Origin of the sequence: Sphingomonas sp. NPDC019816 (assembly GCF_050274375.1) — a bacterium.
Taxonomy (GTDB): Bacteria; Pseudomonadota; Alphaproteobacteria; order Sphingomonadales; family Sphingomonadaceae; genus Sphingomonas.
The window spans coordinates 1-16,590 of sequence record NZ_JBNNOB010000078.1; the positions used below are offsets into that span (position 1 = coordinate 1).

Annotated in this window: 20 protein-coding genes; 3 read left to right on the forward strand and 17 right to left on the reverse strand. The window is 66.9% G+C overall.

Translation table 11 applies throughout. The features are described from left to right. The coding region (locus ACQKJZ_RS12060) for a methionine adenosyltransferase domain-containing protein (protein ID WP_427731297.1) at positions 1–819 on the reverse strand (819 nt) is incomplete at its 3' end. 41 nt (positions 820–860) lie between these two features. Then, positions 861–2,399 (reverse strand): apolipoprotein N-acyltransferase, encoded by a 1,539-nt coding sequence (gene lnt / locus ACQKJZ_RS12065; protein WP_427731298.1) that lies wholly within the window; start codon positions 2,397–2,399, stop codon positions 861–863. 199 nt (positions 2,400–2,598) lie between these two features. On the opposite strand from lnt, the gene ACQKJZ_RS12070 reads away from it, so the two are divergent. From ACQKJZ_RS12070 to ACQKJZ_RS12080, 3 genes are all read left to right on the forward strand, one after another. Further along, a complete protein-coding gene (locus ACQKJZ_RS12070; RefSeq protein ID WP_427731299.1) occupies positions 2,599–3,030 on the forward strand; it encodes a VOC family protein in 432 nt (143 codons plus the stop codon). After that, positions 3,027–3,329: a polyhydroxyalkanoic acid system family protein gene (locus ACQKJZ_RS12075; protein WP_312489330.1), complete on the forward strand. Its 303-nt coding sequence runs from the start codon at positions 3,027–3,029 to the stop codon at positions 3,327–3,329. Before ACQKJZ_RS12070 ends, ACQKJZ_RS12075 begins: the two co-directional genes overlap by 4 nt. Positions 3,330–3,492: 163 nt before the next feature. Next, positions 3,493–4,122, forward strand: coding sequence for a LysE family translocator (locus ACQKJZ_RS12080; protein ID WP_427731300.1), 630 nt, complete (start codon positions 3,493–3,495; stop codon positions 4,120–4,122). A 15-nt stretch (positions 4,123–4,137) separates the two neighbouring features. On the opposite strand, the gene ACQKJZ_RS12085 is transcribed toward ACQKJZ_RS12080, so the two are convergent. The 15 genes from ACQKJZ_RS12085 to ACQKJZ_RS12155 form a co-directional block, all read right to left on the reverse strand. After that, entirely contained in the window at positions 4,138–5,466 is a 1,329-nt protein-coding gene (locus ACQKJZ_RS12085) for a PQQ-dependent sugar dehydrogenase (protein ID WP_427731301.1), read from the reverse strand. Between the two features lie 140 nt (positions 5,467–5,606). Then, positions 5,607–7,163: a catalase gene (locus tag ACQKJZ_RS12090; protein WP_427731303.1), complete on the reverse strand. Its 1,557-nt coding sequence runs from the start codon at positions 7,161–7,163 to the stop codon at positions 5,607–5,609. Positions 7,164–7,376: 213 nt separating this feature from the next. Beyond that, the gene (locus tag ACQKJZ_RS12095) at positions 7,377–8,282 is read right to left on the reverse strand and encodes a hemolysin family protein (RefSeq protein ID WP_312489326.1); all 906 of its coding nucleotides are present in this window, start codon (positions 8,280–8,282) and stop codon (positions 7,377–7,379) included. Positions 8,283–8,291: 9 nt separating this feature from the next. Next, positions 8,292–8,807 carry an rRNA maturation RNase YbeY gene (gene ybeY, locus ACQKJZ_RS12100; RefSeq protein ID WP_427731304.1) on the reverse strand — a complete coding sequence of 172 codons (516 nt, stop codon included), beginning with the start codon at positions 8,805–8,807 and terminating at the stop codon, positions 8,292–8,294. After that, positions 8,804–9,217 carry a type II toxin-antitoxin system VapC family toxin gene (locus ACQKJZ_RS12105; RefSeq protein ID WP_427731305.1) on the reverse strand — a complete coding sequence of 138 codons (414 nt, stop codon included), beginning with the start codon at positions 9,215–9,217 and terminating at the stop codon, positions 8,804–8,806. Before ACQKJZ_RS12105 ends, ybeY begins: the two co-directional genes overlap by 4 nt. Further along, on the reverse strand, positions 9,214–9,483 hold the full coding sequence (locus ACQKJZ_RS12110) for a type II toxin-antitoxin system VapB family antitoxin (protein ID WP_427731306.1): 270 nt from the start codon (positions 9,481–9,483) through the stop codon (positions 9,214–9,216). The genes ACQKJZ_RS12105 and ACQKJZ_RS12110 overlap by 4 nt, the downstream gene beginning before the upstream one ends. A gap of 14 nt (positions 9,484–9,497) precedes the next feature. Beyond that, positions 9,498–10,496, reverse strand: coding sequence for a PhoH family protein (locus ACQKJZ_RS12115; RefSeq protein WP_427731307.1), 999 nt, complete (start codon positions 10,494–10,496; stop codon positions 9,498–9,500). Positions 10,497–10,930: 434 nt separating this feature from the next. Continuing rightward, positions 10,931–12,253, reverse strand: a complete 1,323-nt coding sequence (gene miaB / locus ACQKJZ_RS12120; protein WP_427731308.1) for a tRNA (N6-isopentenyl adenosine(37)-C2)-methylthiotransferase MiaB — start codon at positions 12,251–12,253, stop codon at positions 10,931–10,933. 76 nt (positions 12,254–12,329) lie between these two features. Then, on the reverse strand, positions 12,330–13,076 hold the full coding sequence (locus ACQKJZ_RS12125) for a lysophospholipid acyltransferase family protein (RefSeq protein ID WP_427731309.1): 747 nt from the start codon (positions 13,074–13,076) through the stop codon (positions 12,330–12,332). Further along, positions 13,076–13,498 carry a Fur family transcriptional regulator gene (locus ACQKJZ_RS12130; protein ID WP_042489602.1) on the reverse strand — a complete coding sequence of 141 codons (423 nt, stop codon included), beginning with the start codon at positions 13,496–13,498 and terminating at the stop codon, positions 13,076–13,078. Before ACQKJZ_RS12130 ends, ACQKJZ_RS12125 begins: the two co-directional genes overlap by 1 nt. A 98-nt stretch (positions 13,499–13,596) precedes the next feature. Further along, positions 13,597–14,067, reverse strand: coding sequence for a GNAT family N-acetyltransferase (locus ACQKJZ_RS12135; RefSeq protein ID WP_427731310.1), 471 nt, complete (start codon positions 14,065–14,067; stop codon positions 13,597–13,599). Next, positions 14,067–14,708 (reverse strand): tRNA (adenosine(37)-N6)-threonylcarbamoyltransferase complex dimerization subunit type 1 TsaB, encoded by a 642-nt coding sequence (tsaB, locus tag ACQKJZ_RS12140; RefSeq protein WP_427731311.1) that lies wholly within the window; start codon positions 14,706–14,708, stop codon positions 14,067–14,069. Before tsaB ends, ACQKJZ_RS12135 begins: the two co-directional genes overlap by 1 nt. Positions 14,709–14,715: 7 nt before the next feature. Beyond that, a complete protein-coding gene (locus tag ACQKJZ_RS12145; RefSeq protein WP_427731313.1) occupies positions 14,716–15,306 on the reverse strand; it encodes a malonic semialdehyde reductase in 591 nt (196 codons plus the stop codon). Then, a complete protein-coding gene (locus tag ACQKJZ_RS12150; protein WP_427731314.1) occupies positions 15,306–15,878 on the reverse strand; it encodes a NifU family protein in 573 nt (190 codons plus the stop codon). The genes ACQKJZ_RS12145 and ACQKJZ_RS12150 overlap by 1 nt, the downstream gene beginning before the upstream one ends. Positions 15,879–15,958: 80 nt before the next feature. Beyond that, positions 15,959–16,590: methyl-accepting chemotaxis protein (locus tag ACQKJZ_RS12155; protein ID WP_427731315.1), on the reverse strand; the 632-nt coding region annotated here is incomplete at its 5' end.

The window sequence follows — 16,590 nt, forward strand, 5'->3', positions numbered from 1 at the left end:
GCCGCCATGCGGGGCCGCACCGCCATAGGTGTCGACGATGATCTTGCGGCCGGTGAGCCCTGCGTCCCCGTCCGGGCCGCCGATTTCGAACAGGCCGGTCGGGTTGACGTAGATCTGCTTCTCCTCGGGCAGCCAGCCTTCGGGCAGGATTTCGGTGAGGACGCCCTTCACATAGTCGCGAAGCTTGGCCTGGCCCGCCTCGTTCGACAGCTCGGCCGAATGCTGGGTCGACACGACGATCGCGGTCGCGCGGACCGGCACGCCATTCTCGTACTGCAGCGTCACCTGGCTCTTGGCGTCGGGCTCCAGGAAGGGGGCCGCGCCGGAATGGCGGTCGGCCGCCATCTTTTCCAGGATCTTGTGGCTGTAATAGAGGGTGGCGGGCATCAGGCCGGGCGTCTCGTCGGTCGCGTAACCGAACATGATGCCCTGGTCGCCGGCGCCTTCGTCCTTGTTGCCGCTCTCGTCCACGCCCATCGCGATATGCGCCGACTGGGCGTGCAGGTTATTCGAGAAGTCGAACGTCTGCCAGTGGAAGCCCGACTGTTCGTAGCCGATGCGCTTGACGGTATCGCGCACGGTCTGCTCGATCTCTTCCAGCGCGCCTTCGGCCCACTGGTCGTTCTCGAACACGCCCTTGCAGCGGATCTCACCCGCCAGCACGACCTTGTTGGTGGTGGTCAGCGTCTCGCAGGCGATGCGCGCTTCGGAGTCCTTGGACAGGAACAGGTCGACGATCGCGTCGCTGATCTGGTCGGCGACCTTGTCGGGGTGACCTTCGGAAACCGATTCCGAGGTGAAGATGTACGAGTTCCGCATTCCCGTCCTCATAACGATATAAAGATAGCTTTATATGTCCTCTAGCGGCGACGGCGGCGGATGGCAACGCCGATCGCGGCTAGGCCTGCGGCGATGGCCAGCGCCAGCATGTTGCCGACCCGGGAAAACACCGTCGGCGGTAGTGCGGCGGGCAGGGGGGCTTCGGCCGCGCCGGCGGTCAGATGCGGGACGGTGGCGACCAGCCGGCCATCGGCGGCGATGATCGCGGAGATGCCGTTGGGCGTGGCGCGCAGGATCGGCAGCCCCTCCTCGATCGCGCGCATCCGCGCCTGTGCCAGATGCTGCGGCGGGCCCCAGCGGCCGAACCAGGCGTCGTTGGAGGGATTGAAGATCAGGCGTGGGCGATGCGCCTCGTCGACCACCTGGCCCGAAAAGATGATCTCGTAGCAGAGCTGCACGCCCACCGGCCCGAAGCCCGGCACGCGCAGGTTGCGGGGGCCGGGGCCGGGGGTGAAGTCCATGTCGCCGGGCACCAGGCGGGCGAGGCCCAGCGGCTTGAGCAGCCACGGCATGGGCAGATACTCGCCATAAGGCACCAGATGCGCCTTGTCGTAGCGGCCGGTGATCTGCGCGCGCGGGTTGATCGCAAAGACGCTGTTGGTCGCGCTGTTCACGCGGGCGCGATTGGCGGAGAAGATCAGCGCGGTGCCCCCGACCAGCGCGGTATCGCGCGGACCCAGCACGGCGGCGATCTGGCGGCGGGTCCAGGCGGGCGGGGCATAGTTGAACCCGAAATAGGCCCAGTCGGGATAGCCGTCCTCGATCATGTCGCGCACCACGCCCTCGGGCCAGACGACCAGCCGGGGGCGGGGGCCGGGGCGGCCCGACAATTCGGTCAGCCGCTTCATCAGCAGCGGGCCGTCGCTTTCGCCGCGCTGATCCTGGCTGACATTGGGCTGGACCACGCGCACCAGCGGCGCATCGGCGGCGGCTTTGGGGGCGCGCGTCAGCGGCGCGGACAGCGCGGCGGCGCCGGTGACGGGGATCATGACGGCGGCCAGGTGCCAGTCCTTGCGAACCGCCAGCCAGATCGCGCCCGCCAGCACAACGGTCAGCCCCGACAGCGCATAGGTGCCGACGAACGCGCTCATCCGCGCCACGCCGATCACCGGCAGCCACGCGACCGAGATCGGGTCCCAGGCATAGCCGGTGAACAGCCGTGCGCGTAGATATTCGGTCGCGATCCACGCCGCGCCGAAGATCAGGACATAGGCGATGTCCGCCCGCCGCCCGCGGAACCGCCACGCCACGCCCGCCGCCGCCATCGGAAAGATGGCGAGGTAGAGCGCGAGGCCCACGGCGGCGAAATAGCCCAGTACCGGGGGCATCTTGTCCTGAAAGTCGAAGGCGTGCTGGAACCAGTTGTTGTTGACGGTGAAATGCCCGACCCCGAATGCCCATCCGCGCCACAGCGCGGCCCGCATGGTGGGCGCATCCTGCACCAGCGCGAGCAGGACGATCAGCCCGCCGAGCAGCAGCGGCCAGAGGTCGAGCGGGGCGAAGCCGCAGGCGGCGACGGCGCCTGCGATCAGGGCGACGAGGGCGGGGTATCGGGTCACGGCGGCAGGATATGACGCCTGTGCATGACAGGAGCAATGCGGGAGTTCGTTTCAATTCCTCCCCGGCACAGGGAGGTGGCAGGGCACGGCGCTGACGGAGGGGGGACTTCCGCAAAGCATATCCTGGCGGCAAGCCCCCTCCACCATGCTGCGCATGGAAAGGGTGGCAAAATCGTCAACGCCATCCTAGCTTTCCGCCATGACGCTGCGCCCCTTCCATCTCGCCTTTCCAGTCCACGACCTTGCCGCCGCTCGCGACTTTTACGGTCGCATCCTCGGCTGTGCCGAGGGGCGGTCGAGCGATCACTGGATCGACTTCGACCTGTTCGGGCATCAGATCGTCGCGCATCTCGATCCTGCGGCGAAGCCGGTGGCGGTGGAGAATGCGGTCGATGGCCATCAGGTGCCGGTGCCGCATTTCGGCGTCGTCCTGACCATGGCCGACTGGGAAGATCTTGCCGCGCGGGTGAAGGGGGCGGGGGTGCCGTTCGGCATCGATCCTCACATCCGCTTCAAGGGCCAGCCAGGCGAGCAGGCGACGATGTTCTTCCGCGACCCCAGCGGCAACGCGCTGGAGTTCAAGGCCTTTGCCGACGACGCGATGCTCTTTGCCACGGAGATGCCCGCATGAGTGCCCCGATCTCGCTCGATATTCCCCATAAGCTCGGCAAGGCGGCGGTGCGCGAGCGCCTGGACGGCGGTGTCGGTAAGATCGGCCGGCTGATCCCCGGCGGCGCCACGGTCTCGCATCGCTGGGACGGCGACACCATGCACTTCACCGTCGGCGCGATGGGCCAGTCTGTGGCGGCGCAGGCGACCGTGTTCGACGACAAGGTCCATGCCGTCGTCAACCTGCCGGGCTTCCTGTCGCTGTTTTCCGGGCAGATCGAGTCGGTGATCCGGTCCGAGGCTCCCAAGCTGCTGAAGTAGGTCTGACGCGGGGAGCTTTCGCAAGGCACATCCCTGGTGGCCCGCCCCACCACCATATTTCGCATGGTCCCCCTCTCCGTATCGGAGAGAATATTTGCAGTGATTTCAAGCCGCGCCTAATGCCACCCCGCCGCCTGCCCATGGCGGCGATAGGGAAACGCAAATGGCGCTGCATATCTGGTGGCTCTTCGTCGGGGCCGTGTTCCTGTTGTCGGGGACGCCGGGGCCCAACATGCTGCACATCCTGACCCGCTCGGTCGACATGGGACTGAAGCGCAGCGTCGCCGCCATGGCGGGGTGTCTGTCCGCCGTCGTCCTCGTGCTGGCCGCTTCGGCGGCGGGCCTAACCACGCTGCTGCTCGCCCTGCCCGGCGCGTTCGAGGTGATCCGTTATGCCGGCGTCGCCTATCTGCTGTATCTGGGCATCAAGGCATGGCGTGCGGACAGCGCGCCGCTCGATGTCGGCGAGGGCGCGCTGCCGCGCAGCGTATCGCGCACCGCGTTGTTCCGGGGCGGCTTTCTGATCGGGATCAGCAATCCCAAGCTGATCCTGTTCGCGGTCGCCTTCCTGCCGCAGTTCATCAACCCCGCCCGCGCGCAGATACCCCAGTTCGCCACGCTCGTCGCGACCTTCGCGGTGATCGAGGGCTTTTGGTACGGCGTCTATGCGCTCGGCGGGCGTTCGCTGTCGCGCTATCTGGCCCGCCCGGCCGTGAAGCGCGGGTTCAACCGGGTCACCGGCGCGATCTTCGTCGGCTTCGGCCTGGCGCTGCTGCGGGTCAAGCCGGCCTGATCCGCCGGCCGCGCGTCACCGCGCGGCGCTGACCCGCCACACGACATTGCCGACATCGTCGGCGACCAGCAGCCCGCCCGCCTTGTCGACGATCACGCCGACCGGCCGGCCTTGCGCCTCACCCTTGGCGTCGAGGAAGCCGCTGACCACATCGACCGGCTTGGCGCCCGCCACGGGGAAACCGTTGGGGCCGAACGGCACGAACACGACCTTGTAGCCCGAGGCGGGCTTGCGGTTCCAGGAGCCATGCTCGCCGATGAACGCGCCGCGCGCATAGCGGTCGCCGAGCCTGGCCCCTTGCGAGAAGGTCAGGCCCAGTGCCGCGACGTGCGGCCCCAGCGCATAGTCGGGGCGCTTCACATATTGCTGGAGCGCGGGGTTCTCGGGCTCGACCCGCGTGTCGGGATAGCCGCCCCAATAATACCAGGGCCAACCGAAATGATCGCCCAGTTCGATCTGGGTCAGATAGTCGGGCGCCAGGTCGGAGCCGAGCATGTCGCGCTCATTCACCACCGTCCACAGCCGGTTGTTGATCGGGTTCAGCGCCATGCCCACCGGATTGCGCAACCCGGCGGCATAGATGCGCCAATATTTGTCCTTGGGCCACACCTGCAGGATGGCGGCACGGTTCTTCTCGGCCGCCATTCCGTTCTCGGCGATATTGCTCGCCGAGCCGACCGAGACATAGAGCGTCCTGCCGTCCTCCGCCGCGATCACGTTGCGCGCCCAGTGGTTGCCCGCCGGGGGCAGCGGAATGACCTTTTCGGGCTTGGCGGTGATCTGCGTCTCGCCCTCGCGATACGGTACGCGGACCAGTGCATCGGTGTTCGCGATGTAGAGCGCGCCGTCGAACAGCACCATGCCGAAGGGCGAGTTCAGCCCGGTCATGAACGCAGTCTTCATGTCGGCCACGCCGTCGCCATTGGTATCGCGCAGCAGCGAGATGCGATTGGCCGAGGGTACGGCTGCGCCGGCGCGGCCCAGGAAGAAGTTCATCACCCGCTGCGTGATGCCAGCGGCGGGGCGCGGCGGCGAGTTGGTCTCGGCGACCAGCACGTCGCCATTGGGCAGTTCGTACAGCCAGCGGGGGTGATCGAGCTGCGTCGCGAAGGCCCGGATCGCCAGCCCCGGTGCGACCTGCGGCTTGGCTCCCTGGGCCCAGCCGACCGGTTTGGCGATATTGACCGTCGGGATCACCTGCTCGCGCGGGGCCGCGATCGTCGGCCGCTTGCCCGCGACCTGATCGACGCTGAGGCGCGCGGTATCGGGCCAGGCCAGCCAGGCGATGACGGCGATACCGATCAGGACGATGATGCCGAGGACGATCAGGACGTGTTTGCGCATGGCCTGGAGATACGCGTCGCGGCGCGTGGGGGGAAGGGGGTGTGCGCGTCAACCGGATCGACCGGATGCGGATAAAAATTTGGCCGCCGGTGCCATAGGGGAGCGCACCGGCGGCCGTCGAAGGCGCGAAGGTCAGGGAGTTATTTCGCGCCCTCGAACTTGGGAGCTTCGGCTTCGGTATTCTTGTGCGGCTCGGTCACGGCCATGCGATCCACGTCCTTGTGGGTCTCGCGGTCTTCCTGGCTCTTGTCGAGCGATGCGAGGGCATCGCGGACCCCTTGCGCATAGGCCGGATCGACCTTGGCGAAATGGCCGAGCTGACGCTCGATGATGAAGTCGGGGATGCCGTGCATCGCCGCCGCCAGATTGCCGTAGAGCCGGGCCTTCTGCTCGTCCGAGAACATCGCCCACAGCGCGCGCGGCTGGACGAAATCGTCGTCGCCGATCGGCTGTTCCCAACGCTTGGCGACGCCTTCGACTTCCATCGGCGGCTCGTTGTAGCTCGGGTCCTGCGCGGGGCCGTCGAAGCTGTTGGGCTCGTAATAGGCGTCCGGGTTGCCATTGTCCGCGAAGAAGCGGAGCAAACCGTCCTTGTGGTAATGCGCGACTGGCGCCTTGGGCTGGTTGACCGGCAGCGCCTCGTAATGCGCGCCCAGGCGATAACGATGCGCGTCCGCATAGGAGAATATGCGCCCCTGGAGCATCTTGTCGGGCGAGAAGCCGATGCCCTTCACCACGTTCGATGGCGAGAAGGCGGCCTGTTCGACCTGGGCGAAGTAATTCTCCGGGTTCTTGTTCAGCTCGATCTCGCCGACCTCGATCAGCGGGAACTCGCTGTGCGGCCAGACCTTGGTCAGGTCGAACGGGTTGTAGCTGGTATGCTTGGCCTGTTCCTGGGTCATCACCTGGACGTACATCGTCCATTTGGGGAAGCGGCCCTCATGGATCGCGCCGTACAACTCCTCCTGATAGGATTCGCGGCTCTTGCCGATGATCTCGCGGGCTTCCTCGTTGGTGTAGTGCTTATGGCCCTGCTGGGTCTTGAAGTGGAACTTGCACCAGTAACGCTCACCCGCATCGTTCCAGAACGAGAAGGTGTGGCTTCCATAGCCGTTCATATATTGCGGGCCGATGGGAAGGCCGCGGTCGGAGAACAGGATGGTGATCTGGTGCACCGACTCCGGCGACAGCGACCAGAAATCCCACATCGCGGTCGGTGAGCGCAGGTTGGTGCGCGGGTGGCGCTTCTGGGTGCGGATGAAGTCGGGGAACTTGTACGGATCGCGCACGAAGAAGATCGGCGTGTTGTTGCCGACCAGATCCCAATTGCCGTCCTCGGTATAGAATTTGAACGAGAAGCCGCGTACGTCGCGCTCGGCGTCGGCCGCGCCCTGCTCGCCCGCGACGGTCGAGAAGCGCAGCAGCAGATCGGTCTTCTTGCCGATCTCGTTGAACAGCTTGGCGTTGGTGTACTTCATCACCTCGGTCGAGGTGACGGTCAGCGTACCGAACGCGCCCCAGCCCTTGGCATGGACGACACGCTCCGGGATACGCTCGCGATTCTGATGCGCCAGCTTCTCGATCAGCTGGTAATCCTGAAGCAGCAAGGGCCCGCGCGGACCGATGGTGATCGAATTCTGGTTATCGCCGACCGGCGCGCCGGCGGTCGTCGTCAGACGGTTCTTGGTATCTGCCATCGGAACTCTCCCTTGCAGCGTTCTGGCCTCTTGAACGGACAATAAGGGAGCGGGTTCGATCGCGATAACGTATTAAACTGCCGTCTGTGATCGATTGAGTGATTTTTGAGGCGGGTGGCATCGGGCGGGGCGGAAGCGACGCCCGGCCCTTCGCGATTTAATCGCGTAAGGGTTCCTAGTTGGGGACGCGTCGCCTCGCCCGACGGTCGCCGGTCACTCCTCCGCCGTCGCGACCGCCGGGTGAAGGCGCAGACGGTGGATGCGGCGCTCGTCCGCCTGAGTCACCTCGATCCGCCAGCCGCTGGGATGGTCGATGCAGGTGCCGACCGGGGGCACCTGTCCCGCCAGCACGGCGGTCAGCCCGCCCAGCGTGTCGACATCGTCCTCCGCCTCTTCCAGCGCCGGGTCGACCGCACGGCCGACCTCCTCCAGCCCGACGCGGGCATCGGCGTCCCAGGCCCCGCCGTCGAGCGGCACCAGCATCGCCTGTGGCGCCTCGTCATGCTCGTCCTCGATTTCGCCGACGATCTCCTCGATCAGGTCCTCGATGGTGACGAGGCCCTCGGTTCCCGAATATTCGTCGAGCACCACCGCCAGATGCACCCGCTTCTGGCGCATATCGGCCAGCAGATCGAGCGCGCCGCGCGACATCGGCACATAGAGCGGGTCGCGGATCAGCCCGGCGATGCTGGCGGGATGCTCCGCGCCGGTCGCCAGGATGTTGAACACGTCCTTGATATGGACCATGCCGATGATCTGATCGAGCGTCTCACGATAGACGGGCAGGCGGCTGTGCCCCGCTTCCGCGAAGATCTGGACCAGATGGTCGAAGGTCGTCCGCTCCTCGACCGCGATGATGTCGGCACGGGGCACGCCCACATCGCCGGCATCGCGTTCGCCGAAATGGAGCAGGTTGCGCACCATCTGCCGCTCCAGCGGGGTCAGGTCGCCCTTGGCATCGGGGCCAGGATCGCCCTCATGCCGGTCGATCGCATCCTCCAGCTGGTCGCGCAGCGACTCTTCCTGCTCCTCGCCGAAGATCAGGCTTTTCAGCCCGCGCCAGATACCATTTTCGTTGGAGTCACCGTTGCCGGTGCTGCTACTGGGGCCGTCGGCCATCGGGGGGTGTCAGTCCTCGCGCACTAGATAGGGGTCATCGATGCCGAGGCTGGCCAGCGCGTCGCGCTCGATCGCTTCCATCGCTTCGGCCTCGTCATCCTGCATATGGTCATAGCCTAGCAGATGCAGCACGCCGTGCACCAGCAGATGCGTGGCATGGGTTTCGGTCGCTATCCCGCGTTCGGCCGCTTCGGCAACGCAGACGCCGTGGGCCAGCACGATGTCGCCGAGCAGCACCTCGCCATCGTCCGAATTCTGCGTCACCGTCTCTATCAGGTCGGGCTGCACCATCGGGAAGGACAGGACGTTGGTCGACTTGTCCTTCTGTCGGTACTGGCGGTTGAGCGCGTGCACCTCGTCATCGCCGGTCAGCCGCACCGAAATTTCGATCAGCGCGGGTGTGGTCAGCAAGGGGCCATGCGGCGTCAGCTCGATCGCGGCGCGCGCGGCGCGGGTAGCGATCGCCTCCCAGCCCGCCTCATCGCCCGACCAGGGCTCTTCGTGAATCAGCGCAATCTCGATCATCGGAGCCTTTCGGGGTCGGCCAGGTCAGTCAGGGCAAAATCGCCGCCCTTGTACAAGAGTTCCGCGCCTTGGCCATGCGCGCAGGCATAGGCGAAGCAATCGCCCATGTTGAGGCGGGCGGGGTGGTGGCCCTTGCCGTAGCGGGCATGGGCTATGACCGCTTGCTGCACTTCCTGGGCGCCGATAGGAATGAGTTTGAGGCCCAGCGCGGTGCGAAACCGTTCGACTTCGGCCCATGCCAATTCGACGCTCGTATCCCGCGCGCGGCGGACCGCCGCCATCGTCTCCCAAAGCGCGATGGCGCTGGTCAGGCGGCGTTCGTAACGCTCAAGCCGATCGGCGAGGATGTCGACATCCGGCTCCTTCAGGATAATCGCGACCAAGGCTGACGCATCCACGAACAGCGTCACAGGCCGCCCGAAAGATCGTCATAAAATGCCTTGTCGATGACGACCCCTGTCGGCGGCGGCAGCGGCGAAGTGCGATGCAGTTCCGCGATGACGTCCCGCAACGGTTTCCGACCCGGCTGATCGGCAACCCGCTTCGCCAACAATTCCGCCAGCGCCTGCCGAATCGCCTCCTCCTCGCTGACGCCCAGACGCCGGGCCGCGCGCGCGACCTGCTCGCGCGTGTCGGAGCCCAGCGTCAGCGGGGGATAGGGATCGCGTTCGGCCATGCGCGCATCCTATCTCAGGCGTTCGGCCCTTCATAGGCGTCGACGATCCGCCCGACGATCGGGTGGCGGACGACGTCGGCGGCGGTGAAGCGGCTCATGGCGATCCCCTCGATCCCCTCCAGACGGCGCACCGCATCGGCCAGCCCGGACGCGGGCACGCCGCCGGGCAGATCGACCTGGTTGGGATCGCCGCAGATGACCATGCGGCTGTTCTGGCCGAAGCGGGTCAGGAACATCTTCATCTGCGCGGGCGTGGTGTTCTGCGCCTCGTCGAGGATGACGAAGGCGTCGGCCAGCGTCCGGCCGCGCATGAAGGCGATCGGCGCGATCTCGATCTCGCCGCTGGCGATCCGCCGTTCCACCTGCTCGGCGGGTAGACAGTCGTGCAGCGCATCGTAGAGCGGGCGGAGATAGGGATCGAACTTCTCCTTCATGTCGCCGGGCAGGAAGCCCAGCTTCTCGCCCGCCTCGACCGCCGGGCGCGACAGGATCAGCCGCTGGACCGAGCCGGTGATGAGCTGCGCCACCGCCTGCGCCACCGCCAGATAGGTCTTGCCGGTGCCCGCCGGGCCCAGCGCGAAGATCATGTCGTTGGATACGAGCTCCTTCATGTAATGCGCCTGGGCGGGGGTGCGCGGGACGATCGTTTTCTTGCGCGTGCGGATCATGATCGGCGGGGCGGAGGTGCGTTCGGCGCTGAGGATGCCATCGAGCGTGGGTTCCGACGCCATCGCGATCGCGGCGTCGACCAGGCCGGTATCGACCTCCTCGCCGCGCTGGATGCGGGCATAGAGGTCGTTCAGCACGTCGCGGGCCAGCGCGACCTGCTCGGCGGTCCCCTCCAGCCCGACGCGGTTGCCGCGTGCGGTGATGTAGACGCCCAATCGATTTTCCAATGCGACCAGATTGCGGTCATATTGGCCGAACAGCTGCGCCAGCACTTGCGGCTTGTCGAAGCTGAGTTCCGCCCGGCTGCGTTCACCGGCCTGGGCGGGGAGGGGCTTGCGGCTCATGCGGTCCTTTCACCGTCAGTAGGTTCACCCAAGATGGGGTGGCGAGGATCGGAACGCCAGCGAAATTGCGTGACATAGATGTGACGTGTGCAAGGTTTTTTTGGCGCGCGGAGGCGCAGAGTGCGCGGAGAAGAAAGGCCCTCCGTTTCACTCGGGAGACCTTCTTCTTCCTCTGCGCTCTCTGCGCCTCTGCGCGATTAAGAAGATTTTGTTCGCGCGGAGACGCGGAGGCGCGGAGAGGGTGTATCCAGGCGCGATCTTGGCCTGTCTGCCTCGGACGTATCATATACGTCTCCCGGTCGCGAGGATCGGATGAAGCATCGACAGGCCGGACATCTCCGCGCCTCCGCGTCTCCGCGCGAACCAAAATCGTGGAAGCGTGGGCTTCGACTTCGCTCAGCCTGAACGGAGGTTGGGGATGTGAACGGGGCGAGTTACGCCGCCACCTTCACCTTGGCCTGTCCGGTCAGCGAGTTCGGGCCGGCCGCGACCAGTTCCGCCTCGACCAGATCGCCGATCTGGTGGTCGCCGATCAGGTGAACCGACTGGAGCCAGGGCGACTTGCCGAGCATCTGGCCGGGCAGCTTGCCGCGCCGTTCGATCAGGACGGTGCAGGTCCGGCCCACGCTCGCCAGATTGAACGCATGCTGGTCGCGGTTGAGCGACGCCTGCAACCGCTGGAGCCGATCGTCCATCACCTCGGCCGGGACCTGATCGCCCATCGCCGCCGCCGGTGTGCCGGGGCGGGGCGAATATTTGAAGCTGAACGCCTGGGCATGGCCCATCGCGTCAACCAGGCTCAGCGTGTCGGCGAAGTCCGCCTCGGTTTCTCCGGGGAAACCGACGATGAAGTCCCCCGACAGCGCGATGTCGGGGCGCGCCGCACGCACCCGGTCCATGACCCGCATATAGCTGTCGCGCGTATGCTGGCGGTTCATCGCCTTCAGGATGCGGTCGCTGCCCGACTGGACCGGCAGATGGAGGAAGGGCATCAGGCTCTCGACATCGCCGTGCGCGTCGATCAGCCCCTGCGTCATGTCGTTGGGATGGCTGGTCGTATAGCGGATGCGGTGCAGCCCCGGAATCCGGTCCATCTCGCGGATCAGGCCGTGCAGCCCTCGATCGTCGGCATCGTTCCACGCATTGACGTTCTGACCGAGCAGCGTGATCTCGCGTGCACCGGCATCGACCAGCGACCGCGCCTCGTCCATGATCGCCGAATAGGAGCGGCTGACCTCCGCGCCGCGCGTATAGGGCACGACGCAATAGGTGCAGAATTTGTCGCAGCCTTCCTGCACCGTCAGGAACGCCGAGGGGTTCACCTTGCGGCGGCCGGGCAGATGCGCGAACTTCGACTCGACCGGCATGTCGGTATCGAGCGCGGCCTCGCCCGCCGCCGCCCTGGCGACCAGATCGGGAAGATTGTGATAGGCCTGCGGGCCGACCACCACATCGACCTTGGCGCGGCGAACGATCTCTGCCCCTTCCGCCTGCGCGACGCAGCCGGCGACCGCGATCATCGGCTTGCGACCCTGTTCGCCCGCATCCTTGCGCAGCCGGCCGATCTCCGAATAGACCCGCTCGGTCGCGCGCTCGCGAATGTGGCAGGTGTTGAGCACCACCAGATCGGCGGCACTGGCATCGTCGGTCGTGGTCAGGCCTTGCGCGGCCATCAGCTCGGCCATGCGCTCGCCGTCATAGACGTTCATCTGACAGCCGAAGGACTTGACGTGAAAGGTCTTGGGGGATGCGGGCATCCGCGCCCCTTATCGCAAAACGGTCAGGCTCGCCAGCGTTCCCCCATTCCTCCCCTGTCCGGGGGCATGGTCGACGTTAGCTGGCCGCGATCCGTGCCCGTGCTTCGGCGGCCAGGGCCTTGCGATCGGGATAGTCGGCGGGATCGAACGGCGTCAGATAATGGAGTGTCACGGCAAACCGCCCCGGTCGGCGCAGCACGCGCTTGGCATGGGCATCGCCCGGATCGCTGCCCAGCCAGGCGAGGTCGTCGGCCGCCGCGCCGTAATCGATCCTGACCGGCTGGACGCGCATGCCCGGTATCGGCGGGACCAGCGCGGCAAACAGGGCGGGCTTGAAGGGCAGGAGCGAGAGGTCGTCCCCCGTGGTTCCTTCGGGAAACACCGCCAGCGGCTGTCCATCCGCCAGCGCGCTGCGGATCGCGGCGACCTGATCGCCCACCCCCAGCCGGTCACCGCGCTCGACGAACAAGGTGCGGTTCAGCCCCGCCAACCAGCCGACCAGCGGCAGCGCCGCCACCTCCGCCTTGGCGACGAAGCGCGTGCCCGCCGTGCCTGCCAGCAGCAGGATGTCGAACCAGCTGAGATGGTTGGCCGCGATCATCACGTCGCGGCGAAGCGGTTGGCCGACGATCCGGATGTCCGCGCCCAGCACCACCGCCACCCGCCGCAGAAACCGGCGCGGCCAGGGTGAGGCACGGCCCACCAGCCGCCACGCGCCGTGCAGCGCCAACCCGATCAGCAGCGCGGCGACGATACATAAAAGGCGACCCGCTGCACGCAGGCCGCCCTTGCTGTCGTCTTTGTTGGAAGCGACGGCCGCCATCAACTCTTGCGGTCGAGGCTGACGCCGTAGAGTTCCATGCGGTGGTCGACCAGGCGGAAGCCCAGCTTTTCGGCGATCGCCTTTTGCAGCTGTTCCAGCTCGGGGTCGACGAACTCGATCACGCGGCCGGTCTCGACGTCGATCAGATGGTCGTGATGCGCCTCGGGCGAGGGTTCGTACCGCGCGCGGCCATCGCCGAAATCGTGACGGTCGAGGATGCCGGCTTCCTCGAACAGGCGGACGGTGCGGTACACGGTCGCGATCGAGATGCCCGGATCGATCTTGGCGGCGCGCTCATAGACCTTTTCCACATCGGGGTGGTCCTCCGCCTCCGACAGGACACGGGCGATCACGCGGCGCTGTTCGGTAATGCGCAGTCCCTTTTGGGCGCACAGCGCTTCGAGATCGATCTTGCGGGCCATGATATTCAAAACTCCTCGGGCTCGGCCCCTCTCTACGCGCAAAGCCTTGTTGCGAAAAGGGGATAGCGACTCGCAATAACCCGTCGACAGTGATCGGGTCAGCCTATGGTCTGCCGATAGGTGTGCGCGTCGTAGTGGCGGCCGTCCGCACCCTTGTAATAATTGCGCCGCTCGCCGCATTTGGCGAAGCCGTGGCGGGTGTAGAAGTGCACGGCTGGATTGTTCGCGCGCACCTCGAGATGCAGCGTGACGACCCCGGCGGCGGCGCAGTCGCGCATCACCCGTTCGACCAGCGCGCTGGCGACGCCGCCGCGTCGATGGTCGGGCACGACGCCCAGCAGCAGAAGCTCGGCTTCATCCATCACGGAGCGGGTCAGCGCGAAGCCGACGGGTTCGTCGCCCAGCTCGGCCAGGGTCAGCTGGATACCGGGCAGCGCCATCACGCCCAGCAGTTGCGAACGCGTCCACGCCTCGCCCCATTGCGGGTCGAAAGCGGCGGCCATCACCGCCTCGACCGCCCCGGCGTCGCGCGCATCCCCGGGGCGCAGCGAAAGGCTGAGGCTGGCCATCAGGCGGTGCCGGCGTCGGGCGGGGTGATGCCGCCGGGCAGCTTGGCATCGGGCGCGCGGCCATAGACCGGGCGCGGGGGCAGCGCGGTCAGCGCGGGGGGCAGCCGCCATGCCTCGGCCGCATCGGGCAGCGCCTCGACGACCGGCAGATCGGGCGACAGCGCGGTCAGCCAGCGCACGCCATTGCCCACCGCCAGCCGGCCATCCAGTGCGGCGAGCGCGGCATCGGGCTTCATCGAGGCGAAGGGGGTCAGCGGCGTCAGGTCGCGCGCGAAGGCCTGGACGAAGACCTCACCATGCCCGCCCTCCAGCACGACCGAGACGGCGTCGTCGTCGCAGGTGGCGAAGGCGGCGGCGGCGACCAGCGCGAGCGAGTTATACCCGGTCGCGGTCACGCCCCAGCCCAGCGCCAGCCCTCGCGCCGCCGCGATGCCGACGCGGATACCGGTGAAACTGCCCGGTCCGCAATCGACCAGGATGCGTTCCGCCCGGCCGCCATCGGGCAAGCCCGCGATCATCGGCACCAGCTTTTCGGCATGGCCGCGCCCGACCACGTCATGGGCGCGCGCGATCACCCGGTCGCCGTCGAGAAGGGCGACCGAGCAGGCGGCGGTGGCGGTGTCGATGACCAGCGTGCGCAAGATCGGCTCAGACGATCCGGTTGGCCTGCTCGAACGCCAGGCGCGGATTGCGCGGGTGCAGCGTGTCGCGATCGCCATAGCCGATGGTGGCGATGAAGTTCGAGCGCACACCCGGCTGGTCGGCGAAGAACGCCTTGTCGACCGCGCCCTGGTCGAAGCCCGACATCGCGCCCGTATCCAGCCCCAGCGCCCGCGCGGCGAGGATCAGATAGGCCCCCTGGAGCGAGCTGTTGCGGAAGGCCGACGCCTCACGCAACTCGGTATTGCCGTCGAACCAGCTCTTGGCATCCACATGCGGGAAGAGTTGCGGCAGATTCTCGTGGAAGTTCACGTCCATGCCGATGACGACCGCCGCCGGTGCGGCGCGGATCTTGTCCGGGTTGCTGCCCGTCGCGCAGTCGGCCAGCTTGTCCTTGGCCTCCTGGCTCAGGCACCACACCAATCGCGCCGGCATTTGGTTGGTCGAAGTGGGGGCCATCTTCATCAGGTCCCACAGCGCGCGGATGTCATCCTCGCTGACAGGCGTGTCGAGATAATGGTTGAAGGTGCGCCCCTCACGGAACAGCCGGTCGAGGCTGGCGTCGTCGATCGGGTTCATCAGACCGCCCTGACTTCGGTGACTTCGGGGACATAGTGGCGCAGCAGCTGCTCGATGCCGTTCTTCAGCGTCGCGGTCGAGGAGGGGCAGCCGGCGCAGGCGCCCTGCATCTTGAGATAGACCTTGCCCTTGTCGAACCCGCGATAGACGATGTCGCCGCCGTCATTGGCGACGGCAGGGCGGACGCGCGTGTCGATCAGTTCGCGAATCTGCGCGACGATGTCGACATCCTCGGGATCGTCGCTGAACGCCTCTTCCTCGCCCGGCACCGCGAAATCGGCCGCGCCCTGTTTGAACAGCGGCATCTGCGCCGAAAAATGGTCGAGCAGGATGCCGAGCACGTCGGGCTTGACCTCCGACCAGTCGGTACCCGGTGCGACCGTGACCGAGACGAAGTCGCGGCCGAAGAATACGCCGGTCACGTCCCCTAAGTTGAAGATCGCCTCGGCCAGCGGGCTGGCGGCGGCTTCCTCGGGCGAGGCGAAGTCGCGGGTGCCGCTGTCCATGACCTTGCGGCCGGGCAGGAATTTCAGCGTCGCCGGGTTGGGCGTCGGTTCGGTCTCGATCAGCATGACCCGCATGTGGCGCGGGTCGCGTCGGGGATCAAGCGGGCACGCGGAAAGGATGCGTTTCGCGACGCCAAGCCATCATGTCAAAAGGCTGACCAGCCGCCGTCATTGGCCGCGCGCCGCCGCACTTCGCGAACCGGGGCGACCAGTGCCGATCGGACGGACGGGGCCGGGGGCGTGGCGGCCAGGCGGAAGCGCGATACGGCCTCGTTCAACTGCTCGGCCTCCTGCGCCAGCGTGCGCGCGGCGGCGGTGGCCTGCTCGACCATCGCGGCATTCTGCTGGGTCACGCCGTCCATCTGCGACAGGGCGGTATTGATCTGGCCCATGCCGTCCGCCTGACGCGCGCTGTCGTCGGCGATGCCGGTCATCAGCGTGCCGATGCGGACCATGCCCTGGTTGATCCGGTCAAGCGCCTCGCCCGTCTCGCCGACCAGCGCGACGCCGCTGCGCACCTGTTCCGAACTGGCGAGGATGCGCGTCTTCACGCTGTGCGCGGCATCGGCCGAGCGCTGAGCGAGCGCACGGACCTCGGAGGCGACGACCGCGAAGCCCTTGCCGGCATCGCCTGCGCGCGCCGCCTCGACCCCGGCATTGAGCGCGAGAAGGTTGGTCTGGAAGGCGATGCCGTCGATCACGCCGATGATCTCGGCGATTTCGGTCGATGCCTGTTCGATCCCGCCCATCGCGGCGCGGGCACGCTCGACCACCGCGC